This is a genomic window from Alicyclobacillus hesperidum (assembly GCF_900107035.1).
In the GTDB taxonomy this organism is placed as follows: domain Bacteria; phylum Bacillota; class Bacilli; order Alicyclobacillales; family Alicyclobacillaceae; genus Alicyclobacillus; species Alicyclobacillus hesperidum.
The window spans coordinates 60,758-78,935 of record NZ_FNOJ01000007.1; the positions used below are offsets into that span (position 1 = coordinate 60,758).

Annotated in this window: 16 protein-coding genes, 1 other RNA gene and 1 pseudogene; 6 read left to right on the plus strand and 12 right to left on the minus strand. The window is 52.8% G+C overall.

What is annotated here, in order from left to right:
• Positions 1 to 128 precede the first annotated feature (128 nt).
• The 4 genes from BLU70_RS07065 to BLU70_RS07080 form a co-directional block, all read right to left on the minus strand.
• Positions 129 to 1,181: an inorganic phosphate transporter gene (locus tag BLU70_RS07065; protein ID WP_074692954.1), complete on the minus strand. Its 1,053-nt coding sequence runs from the start codon at positions 1,179 to 1,181 to the stop codon at positions 129 to 131.
• A 177-nt stretch (positions 1,182 to 1,358) separates the two neighbouring features.
• Positions 1,359 to 1,751 carry an aspartate 1-decarboxylase gene (gene panD / locus BLU70_RS07070; RefSeq protein ID WP_006445577.1) on the minus strand — a complete coding sequence of 131 codons (393 nt, stop codon included), beginning with the start codon at positions 1,749 to 1,751 and terminating at the stop codon, positions 1,359 to 1,361.
• Positions 1,752 to 1,831: 80 nt separating this feature from the next.
• Positions 1,832 to 2,716: an SGNH/GDSL hydrolase family protein gene (locus BLU70_RS07075; RefSeq protein WP_237716366.1), complete on the minus strand. Its 885-nt coding sequence runs from the start codon at positions 2,714 to 2,716 to the stop codon at positions 1,832 to 1,834.
• A 137-nt stretch (positions 2,717 to 2,853) separates the two neighbouring features.
• Positions 2,854 to 3,072: a heavy-metal-associated domain-containing protein gene (locus BLU70_RS07080; protein ID WP_040288317.1), complete on the minus strand. Its 219-nt coding sequence runs from the start codon at positions 3,070 to 3,072 to the stop codon at positions 2,854 to 2,856.
• Between the two features lie 153 nt (positions 3,073 to 3,225).
• Here BLU70_RS07080 and BLU70_RS07085 point away from each other — a divergent pair, with 153 nt between their 5' ends.
• The 3 genes from BLU70_RS07085 to BLU70_RS07095 are packed head-to-tail and all read left to right on the plus strand — an operon-like array spanning position 3,226 to position 7,186.
• Positions 3,226 to 4,869, plus strand: coding sequence for a spore germination protein (locus BLU70_RS07085; RefSeq protein WP_074692957.1), 1,644 nt, complete (start codon positions 3,226 to 3,228; stop codon positions 4,867 to 4,869).
• Positions 4,866 to 5,999 (plus strand): Ger(x)C family spore germination protein, encoded by a 1,134-nt coding sequence (locus BLU70_RS07090; RefSeq protein ID WP_006445573.1) that lies wholly within the window; start codon positions 4,866 to 4,868, stop codon positions 5,997 to 5,999. Before BLU70_RS07085 ends, BLU70_RS07090 begins: the two co-directional genes overlap by 4 nt.
• 14 nt (positions 6,000 to 6,013) lie before the next feature.
• The gene (locus BLU70_RS07095) at positions 6,014 to 7,186 is read left to right on the plus strand and encodes a GerAB/ArcD/ProY family transporter (protein ID WP_237716365.1); all 1,173 of its coding nucleotides are present in this window, start codon (positions 6,014 to 6,016) and stop codon (positions 7,184 to 7,186) included.
• 6 nt (positions 7,187 to 7,192) lie between these two features.
• Here the strand turns inward: BLU70_RS07095 and BLU70_RS07100 are convergent, their stop codons facing one another.
• The 3 genes and pseudogenes from BLU70_RS07100 to glpX form a co-directional block, all read right to left on the minus strand.
• Positions 7,193 to 8,062, minus strand: coding sequence for an aldo/keto reductase (locus BLU70_RS07100; protein WP_006445571.1), 870 nt, complete (start codon positions 8,060 to 8,062; stop codon positions 7,193 to 7,195).
• A 427-nt stretch (positions 8,063 to 8,489) separates the two neighbouring features.
• Positions 8,490 to 8,663 (minus strand): hypothetical protein, encoded by a 174-nt coding sequence (locus BLU70_RS14585; protein ID WP_157785430.1) that lies wholly within the window; start codon positions 8,661 to 8,663, stop codon positions 8,490 to 8,492.
• Between the two features lie 154 nt (positions 8,664 to 8,817).
• A pseudogene (gene glpX / locus BLU70_RS07105) lies at positions 8,818 to 9,783 on the minus strand (class II fructose-bisphosphatase).
• A 187-nt stretch (positions 9,784 to 9,970) separates the two neighbouring features.
• On the opposite strand from glpX, the gene BLU70_RS07110 reads away from it, so the two are divergent.
• Both BLU70_RS07110 and BLU70_RS07115 read left to right on the plus strand, forming a co-directional pair.
• A complete protein-coding gene (locus tag BLU70_RS07110; protein WP_040288316.1) occupies positions 9,971 to 10,285 on the plus strand; it encodes a cytochrome C oxidase subunit IV family protein in 315 nt (104 codons plus the stop codon).
• A 17-nt stretch (positions 10,286 to 10,302) separates the two neighbouring features.
• Complete coding sequence (locus tag BLU70_RS07115; RefSeq protein ID WP_040288315.1) at positions 10,303 to 10,728, plus strand: DUF1284 domain-containing protein; 426 nt, start codon at positions 10,303 to 10,305, stop codon at positions 10,726 to 10,728.
• Between the two features lie 12 nt (positions 10,729 to 10,740).
• On the opposite strand, the gene BLU70_RS07120 is transcribed toward BLU70_RS07115, so the two are convergent.
• The 4 genes from BLU70_RS07120 to BLU70_RS07140 all read right to left on the minus strand — a co-directional run bounded on the left by BLU70_RS07120 (position 10,741) and on the right by BLU70_RS07140 (position 16,026).
• A complete protein-coding gene (locus BLU70_RS07120) occupies positions 10,741 to 12,630 on the minus strand; it encodes a PAS domain-containing sensor histidine kinase (protein WP_081503843.1) in 1,890 nt (629 codons plus the stop codon).
• Positions 12,631 to 12,803: 173 nt separating this feature from the next.
• Positions 12,804 to 13,826 (minus strand): NADH:flavin oxidoreductase/NADH oxidase, encoded by a 1,023-nt coding sequence (locus BLU70_RS07130; RefSeq protein ID WP_040288386.1) that lies wholly within the window; start codon positions 13,824 to 13,826, stop codon positions 12,804 to 12,806.
• A 182-nt stretch (positions 13,827 to 14,008) separates the two neighbouring features.
• Positions 14,009 to 15,355, minus strand: a complete 1,347-nt coding sequence (locus tag BLU70_RS07135) for a sensor histidine kinase (RefSeq protein WP_006445564.1) — start codon at positions 15,353 to 15,355, stop codon at positions 14,009 to 14,011.
• Positions 15,352 to 16,026, minus strand: coding sequence for a response regulator transcription factor (locus tag BLU70_RS07140; RefSeq protein WP_040288314.1), 675 nt, complete (start codon positions 16,024 to 16,026; stop codon positions 15,352 to 15,354). Before BLU70_RS07140 ends, BLU70_RS07135 begins: the two co-directional genes overlap by 4 nt.
• 670 nt (positions 16,027 to 16,696) lie before the next feature.
• On the opposite strand from BLU70_RS07140, the gene BLU70_RS07145 reads away from it, so the two are divergent.
• Positions 16,697 to 17,146, plus strand: coding sequence for a DUF2231 domain-containing protein (locus BLU70_RS07145; RefSeq protein WP_176780858.1), 450 nt, complete (start codon positions 16,697 to 16,699; stop codon positions 17,144 to 17,146).
• A 583-nt stretch (positions 17,147 to 17,729) separates the two neighbouring features.
• On the opposite strand, the gene rnpB is transcribed toward BLU70_RS07145, so the two are convergent.
• An RNA gene (rnpB, locus tag BLU70_RS07155) (RNase P RNA component class A) lies at positions 17,730 to 18,136 on the minus strand.
• Between the last annotated feature and the right edge of the window lie 42 nt (positions 18,137 to 18,178).

The window sequence follows — 18,178 nt, forward strand, 5'->3', positions numbered from 1 at the left end:
CTCAAAGACAAATCCATGGTATCGGCTTACGTTCATGGAAAAACTCCACAAACCCTATTGTTTGCCGATCACCATGGATTTTGTCAATAGCCGAACGAGAATGTAAGCCCGTCCAGCAACGCCATTTCCTACTCTTCTTCGACCTTTACGCGTCGGGTATGCGGGCGCATGCTCCAATATAGAAAAGCCACAACAACGGAAGCGACGGCGATAAATAAAGACGTATATTGATTGCGAGCCAAGATATCGACCAACAAATAGCTGACTAGTAACGATGTGACAGGCGACACAATCCAAGTCTTCAGAATGCGCGTAACCACGCCTTGGCGCCAGATGTCCGACCCGACATGAGATTGACCCACGCCAAAAATGGCCATTGTCGTCGCCTGTGTCTGTGGCACAGGTAAACCAAGAATCGAGGCAACCAGAACCAGCGTCGCACTCGTAAAGGAAACCACAATGCCTTGCATCAGCGACAATTTCGTAATCTTTTTGGCATTTGTATCTAAGACTTTGCTACCGAGCGTCAAAGCGCCCAGGGATACGAAGAGGGCTCCCCAATACAATCCTGCGTGTACCGAAAGGATTCCAGATGCCACCATCGGCCCAACCGCGTTCGCCACGTTGTTCATCCCCGCCGAAAACGCCTCATAACATCCGGCCAAAACCAACAGAGAGATGAGGACTGGCACCATTCCCTTTACTTGACGCAACAAGCGTGGCTCTACGTGGCGAACTAGAATTCCTAACATCAATGCGATACACATCGCGATAAACGGCATCACCAGCCAGACGGCGATGATGAATAGCAGGTGTGCGTAATACACATGGCCCATTGCGAGACCCGCACCGACGACCGCGCCCACGGTTACCTCACTCGTGGACAACGGGACGCCAAACAGATTGGATCCAAACAAGGTAAGACAAGCTGCACCTAGAATGATGACGGTGATCTCAACCGTGATCACATGCGAAGGAACAATGCCGCTACCGATGGTTTTGACCACGCTTCCCCCGCCAATCACCGCACCGAGAAACGCCGAGACGGCAACCAGCAGCAACGCAATCCACTTTTTACGCACTGCGCCAGCTCCATATGCCGCACCCATCGAAGCGGCTGTACCGCTTGCCCCGATGTTGGCGGCAAAAAACAAGGCGATCAGCCAAGCGGCTATAACCATGGACATCCCTCTTGACGTACCTTCATGGTACCCAAATTATCATAAGTCCTAAGCAAAAACACATTAAACCAAATAGAAAAGTCGGATTTAGAGCAGTGTAACATACTGAAGATGCGGTTGCAATTGCCGCTTGTCCTACGTTTCTGCGCCGCAACGCCAAGCGCTGCGGCGATTCCATTAAGGTCCGTCCTGCCAACCGTCAAACGGCCTACTTGTCACGACGGAGGTAATCTCGTTGTGATCGCCCACAAACACGACACTCGCAGTAAAGTCCTCCCATTCGCTTTCGTCGATCCAAGCTAGTGATAGGACAATGGCGTGATCGCCCGGTTGAAAGTGGCGGGCCGGCGGGCCGTTCAGGCAGACAACACCGCTGTTCTCCTGGCCTTCAATCGCATAGGTGTGCCAGATAACGCCGTTCTCGAGGCTCGTGATTTGCACCATTTCGTAAGGTCGAATGCGAGCGGCTCGCATCAAAGCCGGATCCAGCGTGATGCTTCCCATGTAGTTGAGATCTGCCTGCGTGACGCGAACACGGTGAAGCTTGCCTTTGCACACTTTCCTCAGCACGCAAATCGCCTCCTCCCCACATCCGCAGACGTGGTGTTCGATTCAGCATATTGTTTGCGTGCTTGTTCATATGTTCCAAGTTACGCGCTGGTACCCGCAGTTTCGCCGCCACCAGAACCTTGGTTCGCAGTGTCTCCGGCCCCCGGATCCTGCCATTCGATGGGCCCCGTGCCAAAGGTTTCGATGAAGTCGTCAAAGAGAAGTTCTCCAGCCAGCTCGTGTCCAGCCTCGTTTGGATGCCAACTGTCGCCGTAATATTGCTGCCAAGTCTGACCGTGTGCGGCCATATAGACAGACATGTCGTGATTTAAATCGATGAAATAAATGTTTGGATTGTCAAAAGAACTCGCCTGTTGCTGTTCCACAGCAATGTAATTCTCCACTTCGGCGTGATTGTACGTCGCTGTTGCCTTGGTCACAGGCGACGTCACAAAGATCACCACGGCATTCGCCGCGAGCGCTTCCTGAATTTCGTCGTGTATGGCTTGGCTAAACGCGGCCATCGGGGTCTTGTCATACACATCATTGAGCAAGCCCCAAGAAATGACGACAATCTGAGGCTTATCCTCGGCCAACCAGGTCGCATACTTGCCGTTCTTGTCCAATCCGACTGGCGATCCGCCCACCACCGTGCGATCATCATACGTATACTGCGTATCGGTCGAATTCGAAAGTGCCGCAAACGCGCGCTTTAGATAACTATCGTTGTTCGGATCTTTCCACCCATGTGCCATGGATCCGCCGATAATCATCACCTTTTGGGTGGTCAGTTGGCTGGACAATTGCCCTGTAGGCGTCGCCGCCAGCACGTTGTCGGAGCGATTTTGCAAGGTCCCAATACACCAACCGCCGACCATCAGCATGGCCCCACTGAGAACCAGACCCGCCCCGCGCCACAGGCGTCGCCATGCCTGGCGTCGTGTGGTAGGTACCTCCTGCATGTGCTCCTCCTCGCGATCCGCCATCGCTGTCACCCTTTCAAACTCTGCCAGGTGGAAAGGTCCGAATTGCCTTTCATCCAGCTCGCTTGATCAAATCTCCTTTCGCTATGTATATCAAAAATTCCTTGAAGCGAATTCGAAAAATGCGGCAAACGCCAATCTCAATGCACAGTTTTATGTGCGTCGCAATTCACTTCGTCGATCACGTTGCGAATCACTGCATCATCGACCGTATCGTCGTCATACGTGATAACCGCAATTTCATCCGAGAGGTCGACGTCGAAGTTGCGTACGCCCGCAACGGCATGTAAAGCCACCGAAACGCGATTGGCACAAAGTGGACATGTTGCAGATTGCAGCGTGATCGTTGAAATAGCCATGGAGAGAACACCCCTTCCGCAAATGTACGGATAGCATCCCCATGCGACGGAGAGCGTTATGCCTAGGTCGAACAGACACCTGCCATTAACACGCATACTCTTCCATAATCATACACATGTTAAAGGTGCACCTATGGATAAGGGTGGTATCGCATGGGATGGTTCAAACAACTGACAGAGCGCTGGTCGTTTACCAATCCGGTACACGGCCGCTATGCACCACACATACCAAATTTTAGGTACGCCCCTGACTATACAGGCAAGCTGGACGAGACACTTGACTACCTAGCCCAGACGCTCGGCGTAAGTGACGACTACATCGTGCGCATGATTGAGGTTCAAGGGGTTTCGGGAGCGTTGATTTTCTATTCGAGTATCTGCGACAAACGTGCGGTGGAAGATACGCTGCGCTCGATTCATTCGCACCGCTTCCCCCGCCGCATGCCAAAGAACTTGTCTCAATATTTGATTGAACACGTGCTCATCGGCTCCGACGCCATTTTCATGGTCAATATGTTCGAATTGCGCGAAGCCGTAGCATCCGGCAAGCTGGTTTTGTTGTTTGACCAACACAAACCGGCAGTCGTCATCAGCGCGAAAGCAGTGGAGCATCGGACCCCAGAGCAGCCTACGGTTGAAAGTGCGTCGCGCGGATCGCAGGTTGCCTTTGTCGAAAATATCGACATCAATCTGGGCATGATTCGGCAACTGTTGAGTTCCGATACCTTGGTCATTAAGCGCTGGACCATCGGCGTTCGCTCGCATCATACTGTGGCACTGGCGTTCATTCGGGACGTCGCCAACCCAGTCTTGGTCGATACCGTCATGAAGCGCCTGGAAAGCATTCACATCGACCACATCAGCAACTCGGCTGCCATTGAGCAGCGCATCAGCGATCATCCTTGGTCACTGTTCAATCTGACGCGGGTGACGACGCGTGTGGATAGCGTCTGCCGCGAATTAAACCAAGGAAAGGTAGCCGTGATTGTCGATGGCGACCCCACCGTACTCCTTGCACCTGCGACGTTTCAGGACTTTTTCCAAACCGAAGAGGATTATGTGCACTCTTGGTGGGAAGGGACATTTATTCGCTGGCTGCGCATCATTGCGTTTGTCCTAGCCGTGTGGCTTCCCGCACTCTATATCTCATTTGCCGACTTCAGCCCGGAACTGTTACCCAAGACCATAGCGTTACAAATCGCGCAATCGCGGCAAGGCGTGCCGTTTCCGGCCGTCATGGAAGTCATCATCATGCAAACGGTCGTCGAGATTTTGCGAGAAGCGACCCTACGTATGCCGAAACAAATGGGCCAGACCATCAGCATTGTCGGCGGCTTGGTCGTCGGTCAGGCGTCTGTTGAAGCGGGCATTGTCAGTAACATCCTGATCATCGTGGTCGCGCTGACTGCCGTCAGCATCTTTGTGACTCCCAGTTATGAATTCACCGTCATGATTCGCCTGGGCGGCTGGATCATGATTTTAGCGGCTACTCTGCTTGGATTTTATGGGGTCGTGCTCGTCACCATCTGGGCCTTGTATGAAATCTGCAACTTAAAGTCTTTTGGTGTGCCCTATGTCGATCCTTTAGGTGGCGATTATGTCAAAGACGCCTTTGTCGATGGCTTAATCCGTCTGCCCATCACGGTGATGGACAAGCGCACCAAGCACTTGCATCCGTTCGACGCAACCGGCGATACGGATCTGGTGGTGCCCATCCCCCATCCGCAGCTTGAGAAGTGGCCGCCACCGTCCACCACCCCAAAGCGTAGGCGAAGGTGGTGGCAACGTCAGCCATGAAACGACTGTGGCCTTTGTTCATCCTCGTCCTTTTTGGTGTGACAGGGTGCGGAGATTACCAAAAAATTAACGAGCGCTCGCAAATCATTGGCATCGGTGTCGATCCAGTGCCAGGGCGCGACGACATGCTGGCGTTCACACTGCAGATACCGAATTTAGAAAAACCTGCGTCGGAAAACATGAACCTTGGTACAGACGGCAGGCAAGGTGGAGAATCGCAAGCTTATAAAAACTTCTATGTCGAAGCGACTTCGTTGCAATCCGCAATCGCTCGGGCACAGACGACCTATGACAAATCGTTTTTTCTTGGCAATATGGAATCCATTGTTTTACAGTCCGGACTGAGCGAACAAGCGGTGATGCGCGTCACTGAGCAGATGATGAGGGACGAGTCACTTGACAAGCTTGCCGTGATCGTCGCAACACCGTCATCAGCGCGGTCCGTTTTGGCGGCCAACACCAGTTCTCCACCCGCTACCTATATCGAATCGATGTGGACGCGAGCCATCCCGCAACGCGGCTTCACGGCACCGACGCGCCTGTGGGAATTTTGGCGAGACGCCGAGTTGATTGGCCGCGAACCGCATATGCCCCTCGTCGAAAGTTTGGACAATAGCGTCAAGGTCGGTGGAACGCTGACCTTTCAAGGATATCGACCGGTTGGATCGCTCACGCCTGATGATACGGTTTTTTATAACTTGCTCGCTCACGATATCCATGCCTTGGCCCTGAACATCCCGGATGGCGACAGATCTTTTGAAATCAAAAATGCGTCGAGCCACTCAAATTTCTATGTCACAAATGACCACGGCGAGCTGACCTTGCACGACGTGATCCATGTAAGTGCAGACCTCGCGTCATCTGAAGGACTTGGCGAACGCCCCATTACGAACGCCGAAAGTGAACGGTACGAAGACGCCATCGAATCCTACGTCAAGGCGAATGCACGAAATGTGCTGAAAAGACTACAGGAGAATCAAACAGATATTGTTGGTTTTGGATTTTGGTATATGATTAAGCATCCAAAAGCGGCTCTTCTCGTGCGCGATCATTGGAGCGACATGTTCAGCCATGCGCGTCTGGATGTGCAAGCTCACTGCACCATTTCCCGCGAAGGCAACCTCATATGACAGGAGGTAAACACTTGAACAAGGCAACCCTTTCTAAGTACCAAGCCATCGCTCTTTCTTCATCAAGTTACCTGCCTGTCATGTTCTGGTTTTATCCAAGCGTTGCTGTACACTACGCACTGCTCGACGCACAGTGGGCAGTTCTCGCTGTGGTACTTATCGGCGTTTGGGTCAATTGGATGCACGGCAAGTTTAATGACCGCTTCCCGAATATGACAGGGGCGGATCCGGCCATCCTGCTGTTCGGAAAACCCTTGGGCAAACTGATTGTCATAAGCTATATGCCAGTCTACATTCTGTTTGTGGCGCTCAGTCTATATTTCACAATTAGTTTGATGAAGTACTTTTTCCCGCACACGCCTCGCTATATCCTTGGCGCCGCCATGATGCTCGTCAGTTGGCGTGGAGCTTGGTGCGGAATCGAGGCGCTTGGCCGCACGGCCGCCATTGTTCATCCTTTGACCTTTGCTGGCATTATTGCATCGTTTACAGCCATTTTGTTTCAAGCGAAGCATCCGATGATCCCGCTTACGATGGCAAGCCCAAAGGCCACCGCCATCGCAACATATCATCTGCTACCCCTTTACCTCGGCGTGGATCTCATTCTCATCTTGAGTCCATATTACGCACACAAAAACAAAGTCAGTGCATGGTACCCAGTATACGGATCCATAGCCAGTGCCATCATTGTACTCTTGGTCTTCTTTTCCATCGTGATGAACCTAGGTTGGTCCCCTGTGGAACGGCTGGCCTATCCAGTCCAAGTGGTCATTCAACTCATTCGCATGCGTGGCTTTTTGGTCGAGCGCTTAGGAATTGTAATTATCATCCTATCGGTCGCGTTCACCACACTTTTTATCAGCAATCACATCTGGGGCATTTCCACGACCATTGCTCGAATATTTGGCCAGTCGGATCACAAGTTTAAGCCGTTTACCTTCTTCGCTGCACCGTGTATATATACCATCAGCATGATTGTGCAGTCGACCGTCGAAGCGCGCTCGCTCGTATACAACATTCTGACCCCGGTGACTTGGCTGCTTGTGGTCATTATTCCGACCGTCAAGCTCGTCACGTCGTACGTACGAAACATCCGTACCGATGACCGAGAAGAAGGTCCGAAACAAATCAAGCAGCCAAGTCGCAGGTACCGGCGGCTTCAGCGCCGAGCGAAAGGAAGAGTGTAAACGGTGTTACTGCGCCAAGCTCGACAACGTTTGAAAATCAGCATCACGAAGATCGATACTGACGGCCGCCATGTTCTCTTCCAAATGTGCGACGGATGAGGTGCCGGGAATCGGAAGCATGACGGGCGAACGCTTTAGCAACCAGGCTAAAGCCAATTGGGATGGTTTCGCCTGCAACCGCTTGGCAATCTCGTCAAGGGGTCCGCCCGCTTTCGCAAGCTGGCCAGTCGCCAGTGGAAACCAAGGGATGAACGCAATCTGATTCGCCTCGCAGTACTGTAAAACCGGCTCAGCATCGCGTTTTACGAGGTTATACAGATTCTGCACAGATGCGATTTTGGCAATTTTACTGGCGGCTTCAATTTGCTCAACGCTCACTTCGCTCAGACCGATGTGGCGAATCTTCCCCTCGTCTTGTAATAGCTTTAACTCGCCGATTTGCTCTTCCAGAGGAACCTTGGGATCGATCCGGTGCAGTTGTAACAGGTCAATCCGCTCAACCCCTAGATGGCGCAAGCTTAAATGGACCTGTTGTCGTAAATATTCGGGTCGTCCGACCGGGCGCCAATCGTCCGGACCGGAGCGGGTAAGTCCCGCCTTTGTGGCGATGACGAGGTTATCCGGGTACGGGTGTAACGCCTTGCGAATCAACATTTCGGACACAAACGGTCCGTAGGCGTCGGCTGTATCAATAAACGTGACATCGAGTTCCACCGCGCGGCGCAGGACTCTCACAGCTTCATCAGGATCGCGAGGATCTCCCCAAACCCCTGGGCCTGTCAATTGCATAGCACCGTACCCGAGACGATGCACGGTCAAATCGCCGCCGATGGTCAACGACCCAGATCGCTTCGCGGACATCGTTTCATTGGTCATGTTATTCCTCCAAGTCTCTCATACAAATGTTTAGTTCGGCATACTCCGTTTAACCTGTCCAAATGAAAACGCCAAAATGCCTGCACCGACCTGTCACGTACCAATCTCGCGTGCGTGATCGGTCTAACGCCCGTCGTGTTCTATGTACGATACGGTTGATACCTGTGGCAAAATCGCCGACTGTGTCGCAAGTGGTCGTGGTGAACTGTCCATTCTCCACCCTTGACATCAGGAGTGTTTGGAATAAAATGTATAGCTGTACGCGTAGTCACCGCATCTTATAAACAAAACCAAACGGCAGTAGCGGTCGCTACGTGTCGATGTCATTGTGCTCAAGAGGAACTTTCGGGAACCGTCGGGGGTGTAATTGTCCGGGGCGCCGATGCCGCAAGCGACTCCACCGATGCGACGTCGCGCCCCCTTTGTATCAGGCCCGTTGGAACAACTGCACCTGCACAAGGAAGGAGTCTGGCATTTCTTGCTTGGCAAATGCCTCCGCTTCTTTTGCACTTCCAAGGGGTGGTGTGAGAACGATTTTCGGCTGCTTGGCAATCACTTCGTACATCGTCTTATATGCAAACACCTTGTATACGCTCATCATGATATACTCGCCTCCTGAATTCCATCTTTCATATGTAGTGTATTCCGAAGGCGTTGCGCGCTCAATCGAAAAAAAGTCGATTGTATGCGCTAGCATCAGAAGGATGTACGAAACGTTAGGCTAACGAAACCGCTTGCCCTAACGAAGTAGCCACTCAGTCGTTCCACCCCACTTTGCGATCTAGATTATGGATGGCATCGACAAAGCGCACCGTACCCGTTTTCGCACGCATCACAATCGACTGCGTACGGGCACGGCCGTTCGCAAGGAACCGCACACCATGCAATAGCGATCCGTCCGTTACACCCGTAGCTGAGAAAATGGCATCATCACCTGCAACCATGTCGTCCAACACGAAAACGTGGTCCACATCCGTGATTCCCATGTCGAGACAGCGCTGGCGCTGCTCTTCGTTCTCGGGAAGCAGGCGCCCCTGCATCTCCCCACCCAGACATTTCAGGGCACACGCGGCCAGGACCCCTTCCGGAGCTCCGCCCGCCCCCAGCAAGATATCCACACCGCTTTCCGGAAACGCCGTTTGTATGGCAGCGGCCACATCGCCGCTCGGAATGAGTTTGATCCGGGCGCCAGCCGCCCGCACTTGCTCAATGAGTTCCGCGTGCCGGGGCCTGTCCAAAATGACAGCAACGACCTGTGACACAGGCTTATGATTGGCCTTTGCAACAGCCTCCAGATTTTCACGAACACTCTGTTCCATATGTACGCGTCCCTTGGCACTTGGCCCAACGACAAGCTTATCCATATACATATCCGGTGCATGAAGTAGGTTCCCGCGCGGGGCAATCGCAACGACAGTCATCGCGTCCGTCTGACCGCTGGCGACGACCTCGGTTCCTTCCAACGGATCTACCGCGACGTCGACGATGGGAGGCACGCCAGTACCCAGTCGCTCGCCGATGTACAGCATGGGAGCTTCATCCATTTCACCTTCGCCAATGACGACGGTTCAGTCCATCGAGACGGTGTCAAACATCCTACGCATCGCTTCGGTCGCTGCTTTGTCTGCTTCCATCTTGTTGCCCCGCCCCATCCAGTGCGCGCTCTTAAGCGCCGCCAGTTCAGTTACGCGGACAATTTCCATCGCCAACTCGCGTTCCATGTCACATCCACCTCTTTCCTTTCCAACACCCCCAGTATCATCTTCACGATGACTGACTATGCGAACAATTGCCGAATCTATTCGTCTGTATCTTGCATTCGCGGAGTCCCTGTAGTGAAATGAACATGAGCTGTATGACCGTGCGTAGTTGGCGTACCGCCGTTTTCTTTGGCAAGGAGGCTTTTCGATGCAGCCGACGGACGAAGATTCATCACTGCCATTTCCTTGGCGTTATGTTTCGGCATTTCTCATTTGCGTTGCCCTGACCGGACTCGCCATTTTGATTGCGAACGAACTTCATATGCCCCATGCGGTTACCGTCGTCATCATCCTTGGCATGGCACTGGTGCAAGTCATTCTTCAACTCACATTGTTGTTGCACGCCAGTTTCAAAGACGAGCGCTGGGTGCGCTTGGCCGCCCTCCTTGGCGGCACATTTATCGCCGTCGTCGTCGTTAGCTTTACCTATTTGGTGATGACCTTTCAAAGCGGCGTTTCGTGACGAGAAAGGAGATTTGCATGATTCGACTGCGTGGCCATCACTTGCTGTGTCTGCTCGGGTATCGGGGCATGGGCTACTCAGAGGACTACGTTCGCAACATGACACAGATCTATGAAACGTTGCGCAAAAATCCAGAGACGCGAATCCGACTGGTGGCCGGCCCAGACGATTTGTGCATGAAATTCCCAGTTGACAAACCATGTCACTGTCAAAATACAAGTGTCCACAGGCGCGATGCGGCTGTATTGGCTCGTCTTGGACTCAAGCCTAACGGTTGGTCAACCTGGGCCGAAATCCAAAAACGCATCGCCCAGCGCGTGGAATCCCATGACATTCACGCGTTATGCAAAACGTGTTCCTGGCGCACCTATGGCGTTTGTGAAGAAGGTATCGTGTTCGTTCGGTCAGGCCGCCCTTTGCCCCCAGCACCGCCAGTCGACTAAGCGTTGGTCTGATCATCCCTTAGTCTGTGGCAACGCTTGTTGTGGGGCAATCGGTAGCAGAATCGTTACGGTCGTCCCTTGCCCGATGGCGCTCTGCACGGAGAGGCGACCGCCGTGCTCTGCGACAATTCGCTGGCTTACCATCATACCTAAACCCGTCCCTTGCTCCTTCGTCGTAAAAAACGGCTCCCCGATATGCTTCAACTTTTCCGGTGGGATGCCAACTCCCTCGTCGATAAAGTCGATTTGCACATGATCATCGTGCCGCTTCGCCACGACGCACAAAGTTCCGCCGCGCTCCATCGCTTCGATCCCGTTGCGAACAATATTGATGAAAACCTGTTTCAATTGATTGGGTTCACACGTAATCTGAGGCAAGTCATCAGGAAAGGTTGTCTCGATCACGACGTTGTGAATAATCGCCTGTGGACTCATGAACGAAACAATTTCCTGTAACAGCAAATCGACATCTTCTGCCGAATAATGGACCTGTTGCGGCTTCGCAAGCATGAGCAGTTCGCCCAAAATGAGCTCCATGCGCCCGACTTCGCCTTTCATTATTTCAAGGTATCGCTTGTTATTTCCTTTTGATTTGCGGTGCATCAAGTCAATAAACCCTTTTAACGCCGTGAGCGGGTTGCGAATCTCGTGAGCAATGCCGGCCGCCAATTGACCGACGGCCGCCAACTTTTCCGACCGCTCCAACAGTTCCCGAGACGTTTCCAATGCCAACTCCTGCTCTTTGCGAGCCGTAATATCTTGAGCCACGCCGAAAAAGCGAACAGGTCTGCCGTCGGCATCCATATCCGTTTGACCCAGGGCCGAAATATGCCGGATTTCACCACGCCCAGTAAGGATCCGAAACTCAATTTCATACAATTCACCAGAAAGCGACTCTTGCACCGCTTGATGAACTGCTGCTCGATCCTCTTCCACAACAGTTTGTAAAAAAGATTCGTACGTTCCTGAAAACCCCTTCGGGTTCATATCCCAAATCACAAACATCTCATCGGACCATACGAGGTGGTCGTGTTGCACATCGAGTTCCCAGTAGCCTGAACGAGCCAATTGATGTGCCTGCTTCAGATTGTCCCGGCTTCGCTGTAGCTCATGTTCTTGTGCCAGCTTGTCCGAGATGTCCCGAAACGTCATCACAGCTCCGACAATCTCGCCAGCCTCGTTGATTGGCGTGATGGAATATTCGACAGGGATGGGCGCGTGCCCATCCTCACTTCGATGAAACCATGCTCTGCAGTCGGTGATCACCCGACCGACTTCGAGTGTAGAAGCAAACAAGTCGTGGCTCTGCCGTCCCAAAAAACCAGTCACGGAAGCAAACGGCCTGCCAATCATGTCTTGAATGCCGAGCCCCAGGATGTTTGCCGCGGCTGGATTGGCGAAAATAATACACTGTTGCGGATCAATGCCCACAATCCCTTCACTAGCCGCATTTAATATCCACTCGTATTTGCGCTTTAACGCCGCCAATTCTTCATCCACAAGCCGTTCATCGGTCACATCGCGACCCATTCCGATGACGCCCACAATTCGACCGTGCGCATTGCATTGTACGCTCAGGGTCACCTCAAACCAACGGTAACGGCCGCTCTTATGGCGAATGCGCAACGTCATTCGCTTATGAGTAGCCCCTTGCTCCAGCGCCTTGATGGCTTCGTCCCAGATATCCCGGTCTTCGAGGTGTAAAAACGGCTCAATAGTTTGCCCCAAAATTTCTTCGCACGTATAGCCTAAAACATGATAAACCGATGGCGAGACATACTCGCAAATCCCCGTTGACGTGCAATATGTAATCACATCTTGTGAATTATGTGAAATGATATCGAATAGCTGCTTGATCCGCCGCGCACGCCTGCGCGGGGAATCTCCCGGCCACTCAGTCATGGCAACCACCCGCGTTCCGCAACCGAACAGATGTTGCCAAAAAGAGCCGACAGGCGAATTGGGTGCCTTTCGGCTCAAGTCAGCAACAAACCGATTCCGTTCAATGCATCTCTATCTATTCTACTTGTTGTATCATACGTGGCGGAACGCAGATTCGCAACGACCAGTGAATGTCAAAATGCCCGCGCATATTGCTTTGGCACATTCAGCTCGACACCCAGTGCCTGTGCAGCGTGAATCGGCCAGTATGGATCCCTAAGCAGGCCGCGCCCGATGGCGACGAGATCCGCATCACCGCTGGCGATGACGGACTCGGCCAAGGCGTACTCGTCGAGCATACCGACGGCGATGACAGGCACGTCAAGCGCCTCCTTGATTTGGCGTGCAAACGGCACCTGATAGCCCGGATAGTTGCCAGGTTTGCGCTTGCCCGGCCGACCCTCGCCGCCAGAGCTGACATGCACGACGTCGACCCCAGCCTCACGATAACGACGGCAAAGCTCGATCGCGTGATCGATCCCGTAACCGCCATCGACGTATTCGACTGCCGAGATGCGAATCAAAAGCGGCATACTGCTTGGCATTTCGCTTTTCACCGCCTGGATGACTTCGACGCCAAAGCGGGCGAGGTCTTGTCCGTATTCATCGGAGCGGCGATTGGTCACAGGCGATTGGAACTGATGAATGAGATAACCGTGCGCGCCGTGTAGCTCAATCGTATCAAATCCAGCGGCCACGGCCCGTTTTGCCGCTTGGCCAAACCGTTCGACCATGCGCTTGACCTCGTCTGTCGACAATTCACGGGGCACCTTATACTGTGGTCCCTCAAATGCAATTGCAGACGGCGCCACAGGCGTTGCTGCGTCTTCGGCTTTACGTCCCGCATGTGCAATTTGCACGCCAATTTTGGCGCCATAACCGTGACAGGCGTCAACAATGCGCGCAAACGGCGCAATGTGATCGTCCGACCAAAGCCCGAGATCGAAGTCGCTGATCCGACCATCCGGCTCCACGTCTGTCATCTCGATAATGACCAGTCCGGCCCCGCCAATCGCCCGACTTGTATAGTGTGTGTAATGCCAGTCATTCGGTTTACCGTCTTTTGCCGTCACTGAGTATTGGCACATTGGCGCCATGACAATCCGGTTTTTTAGCTCAAGACTTCCCACCGTAAACGGCGTAAACAGGTGTGCCATCATCCACCGCTCCCCATCTCCAAAAATCGCACCCAAGCGGGCCTTTCAGCCTCATGGTGCCCTAAAGCGCGCCCAGGCATCAAACTATCGTCTATTTACTTACTACTTTTTTTATAGCACATTCGCAAAGGCCATGCAAAAATCCACCTTGGACACATCTCCACGAAGGGGCCCAAACTGGCTTAGTGAACTGGAAACGAGGCTGTCACCTGTGTGCCCACACCCCAATCAGCAGGGCTCGCGATGCTCATCTCGCCGCTATGTGCTTCGACGATCCACTTCGCGATCGCAAGGCCAAGCCCCGCGCCAACTGTCGCGCGAGATGGATCAGCCTGATAAAACCGTTCCCATACGCGCGACAAGTGTTCTGGAGCAATGCCAGATCCAGTGTCTTTCACGACGAGCAAAGCACGATTGTGTTGTCGTAACACTTCGATCACGATACGTCCCCCTTCCGGGGTAAACGACAAGGCGTTGTCAAGGACAATGGCGAACCATTGCCGTAGCCGTTCCGGATCCGCCTGAAGCTGTACGGACGCCAACGCGCCGGTCAAAAGGTGGACGCCGTGGGCACGGGCGAGATCGCCAAAACGCTCCTCTGCTTCCCTGGCGAGAACGTCCAACTGAACTTCGCGCATTTGCAGCCATGCATGCCCGGAGTCTGCTCGCGCCAAGATCAGTAAATCGCCAACCAACTTTTGCAATCGCCGCGTTTCGCGATCGAGCGCAGCCAATGTTTCTGCCATTTCTTCGACGGTCGCAGACGGATTGCGAAACATCCGCTCGACGTGAAGTTGGACAATGGAAAGGGGGGTTCGCAGCTCGTGCGAAGCGTTGGCAACAAACTGCTGTTGTCGGGTCCAAGCCCGCGAAATGGGCGCTAACGCTCGATTGGCCAAAAAGATGCCGATGGCTGCAGCAAGTCCGGCAAAACCGATGATGCTCACTTCCATGACCTTCGTCATATGGCGCAAAAAGGCGACGTCCATCGTGCGGTTATAGAGAAGGTAGACAGCCTTTACGGGTTGACCATGGTATACGATCGGCGATGTAGGGTAAACCGCCTGTAGGAGAAATGGCGTGTTGTCGAGCAACACTGCGCGCAATCGATTCGACGCGGGGAACGCAAACAGTTGTTTGAGCTCCGCGTTGGACAGACTGCCAGCGGGCGTCTGAACAACCACCTGCCGCGCGGTCCCTTGTAGCACGTAAACCATGTGTTGGTCGCGCGTTTCCCGCTCTTCCTCATCGAGCGAAGTCGGGGGCGGATCATCCTCCCCTGCGGGATTCGACTTCGGCTTGGGACGATTCATAGGACTTCCATCTATTTCATCGTGATCGCCAAAAATTTGGTCGTTATAGTGCGCCAGCATTTGTGTAGCGGCTGAGGTCACTGCCTGGGCTTCGAGTGACCATAAGCGCTGAGCCATGACGCGATCCACGACCCATGCAAACAGCACGAGAATTCCGATAAACGCGAGGGTATACAACGCAACAAGTTGCCATGCGGTCTTCCGAAACACGGTCACGACTCACTCCAGATATAGCCGACATTGCGAATGGTGCGAATGCGCTTGTCCAGGTCAAACGGCTTCAACTTTTTACGCACGTAATGTATATACAAATCGACAGTCGACTCACTCGTCTCTGCATCGTGTCCCCAAAGGCGATACGAAATTCGCTCGCGCGTGAGAATTTCACCTTGATGCAACAGGAGATATTCAAGCAGATCGAATTCTTTGTCTGTCAGAACAAGTGGCGTATCCTCATACACGGCCTCTTTGGCTGCTGGATTAAGCACGAGATAACCACTTTTCACCGTCATATCAGCGCCAACATCGCGGTTGCGTCGCAGCAGCGCCCGCAGACGGGCGAGCAACTCTTCCGTGGCGAACGGTTTTGCCAGATAGTCGTCCGCCCCCGCATTCAGGCCAACCACACGATCATCGACATCGCCGCGCGCGGTGAGAAACAGCACGGGCACAAAAATCTGTTGCAGGCGCAATTGTTTGACCAACTCGATCCCGTTGAGTCCGGGTAACATGATGTCGACAATGAGGACGTCGTAAACTGCCGATTCTGCAAAATAAAGTCCATCGTCGCCAGTTTCCGCGACGTCGACTTGATATGATGCCTCTTCCAAGATTTTTGCAACAATGGCGCGCAGACCGGGATCGTCCTCGATCAACAAGACTCGCATCTGAACCACACATCCTTATGCCCATTCCATCGTGACATTGGCCTATTATATTACCCAAAGAAACTTGAAATTGCATTTGCTCCTGATACCTGGTGGGGTGAAACCCCGGAACACCAGATAACCGCCCTATAATGATACGGACCGTATAGCAAACTCTCATTAAGGAGGATCTATCATGGGCGAAAGCGCACGGTCCGCATCGCAGCGTTCCCTCGCCACGCACGAAACACTAGAATTACATGATTTCTCGCCATGAAATCCAATCGCCTAGCGCAAGACAAACGAACCGTAGCAAAAATTACCGATCCGCATTTGCGAGACATGTATCTTACATACCTTCCACGAGCAAATCTTCAACTATTTTCTTCAACATGATGTATACCCGGCATACGACGTGGAAAAGATCATTGAACACGATATACGGAACACGATATACGCAACGCAAAGTCTGCGATAGCTATGCCAATTCGTTCACGGCAACCGCGAAGCGATTTACCAAGCCCCCCCACGCAAGTTGGGGGTTTCTACATACACTCCATACTGTTATCCATTTTCAACCACGGCATATTCAAACCATTTTTCAATGTTATTGTGGGATTGTAAACATAGATCTATGAACTTCTTCGCTTCTGCAACGGACTGCACTGCATAGAAAGGAGCATCCATCCACGTGCTCGCAGCGTTTGAACACATGTTTCCTGCTACGATTCATCCCATGGTCGTTCATTTCACGATTGCCATTACGTATCTTGCAACACTTGCAGGCCTTATTGGGCTCCTACGCCGCAAGTCTGATTTCTGGCCTAGATCGTTTCTGTATCTCCTGGGTCTAGGTATCCTAGCTACCATCGCTGCAGGTGTCGCGGGTGTGATCAGTGAATCCTACATTCGTCAGATTTCACCGACCGTTGCACCCATGTTCCATCGTCATAAGGAGTACGGCGTGTTAACAGGTGTCGCACTCATCTTCGCCTTCGTTACGCAGTGGCTGCTTGGCTTACGGAAACAACGAGTAGCTATGATTGGCTTCATCGCGTCGCTCGTCGCCACGGTCCTCGTCAGCCTCGCCGGGCACCTGGGAGGAACGCTTGTTTATCACGATGCGTTTGGTGTCGGATAAACATCAGCGTGTCACTGGTCGTCACTTGCAAATGCGGATCCCTTGATGAACCGTTGGATTTCCCATATTCCATCGTTGTTGAAATTAGATATCCATAAGGTTACAGAATGTCCATTTCCAAATGTTAAAACCTCGTAGGTTTTCAATGTAGCAACATCTGATGCCGCCCTACCGCCCCCAATATACTGGCGAAGGACATTAAAGTCTGCGCGAGTGAATGTATTCCTTGTTAAGGGTGTCATCAGTTGTTGCACCTGTTCCGGTTGGCCACTGATGATTGCTTGTTCAAACATCAAGGACACGCTGGTTGGACTCGTTGGCCTCATTACACTTGACCTCAATGGGTAGTCAGCGAACCAAAAACCCCCGGCCCCAACAAGAACACCCAATAATACCCATAAGGCATTTTTCAATTTCCACCACTCCCACACTCGTGCAGTCGATATGCAATACCTTTGTGACATCGGACTTGAAAGGAGACGCATGCTCACTTACAAAATTGAATAAAGCAAAACCGCGCTCAGGCTCGGTGTAAAATCAAGCTTAGCGCGGTTCATGATGATGTATGTACGATATAATGGTACGAAGAAGTAAGCCTGTAAGCCGAGTTCTGTACTCCTGTGCTACAAACGGCACGCGCAGAGCGGCCTCGCACGTATGGAGCAGCAATCATCTATCTAGGCCGACTGTTGCCAGTCGGCTCAAGCGACCAACCCGAGTGCGTGGCGGGCCACCACATCAGCACTCCTATCCGGTCTTGCTCCAGGTGGGGTTTACCTAGCCAATCCGTCTCCGGACTGCTGGTGCGCTCTTACCGCACCGTTGCATCCTTGCCTGAGCCTGAAACAGGCCATCGGCGGTCTACATTTCTGTGGCACTTTCCCTGAGATCGCTCTCGCCGGACGTTATCCGGCACCCTGCCCTGCGGAGCTCGGACTTTCCTCCCGTGCTGCCTTTCGGCCATGCACCGGCGATTGCCCAGCTTACTTCCTCGCTTGAAACCTCTCATAGTATACTCCGGTCGGCGCACAC

Bases quoted from the DNA above. Each gene is read 5' to 3' on its own strand.
- BLU70_RS07065 (WP_074692954.1), bottom strand. From the start codon at position 1,181: ATGGTTATAGCCGCTTGGCTGATCGCCTTGTTTTTTGCCGCCAACATC.
- BLU70_RS07075 (WP_237716366.1), bottom strand. From the start codon at position 2,716: ATGGCGGATCGCGAGGAGGAGCACATGCAGGAGGTACCTACCACACGA.
- BLU70_RS07080 (WP_040288317.1), bottom strand. From the start codon at position 3,072: ATGGCTATTTCAACGATCACGCTGCAATCTGCAACATGTCCACTTTGT.
- BLU70_RS07085 (WP_074692957.1), top strand. From the start codon at position 3,226: ATGGGATGGTTCAAACAACTGACAGAGCGCTGGTCGTTTACCAATCCG.
- BLU70_RS07090 (WP_006445573.1), top strand. From the start codon at position 4,866: ATGAAACGACTGTGGCCTTTGTTCATCCTCGTCCTTTTTGGTGTGACA.
- BLU70_RS07100 (WP_006445571.1), bottom strand. From the start codon at position 8,062: ATGACCAATGAAACGATGTCCGCGAAGCGATCTGGGTCGTTGACCATC.
- BLU70_RS14585 (WP_157785430.1), bottom strand. From the start codon at position 8,663: ATGATGAGCGTATACAAGGTGTTTGCATATAAGACGATGTACGAAGTG.
- BLU70_RS07110 (WP_040288316.1), top strand. From the start codon at position 9,971: ATGCAGCCGACGGACGAAGATTCATCACTGCCATTTCCTTGGCGTTAT.
- BLU70_RS07115 (WP_040288315.1), top strand. From the start codon at position 10,303: ATGATTCGACTGCGTGGCCATCACTTGCTGTGTCTGCTCGGGTATCGG.
- BLU70_RS07120 (WP_081503843.1), bottom strand. From the start codon at position 12,630: ATGACTGAGTGGCCGGGAGATTCCCCGCGCAGGCGTGCGCGGCGGATC.
- BLU70_RS07130 (WP_040288386.1), bottom strand. From the start codon at position 13,826: ATGGCACACCTGTTTACGCCGTTTACGGTGGGAAGTCTTGAGCTAAAA.
- BLU70_RS07140 (WP_040288314.1), bottom strand. From the start codon at position 16,026: ATGCGAGTCTTGTTGATCGAGGACGATCCCGGTCTGCGCGCCATTGTT.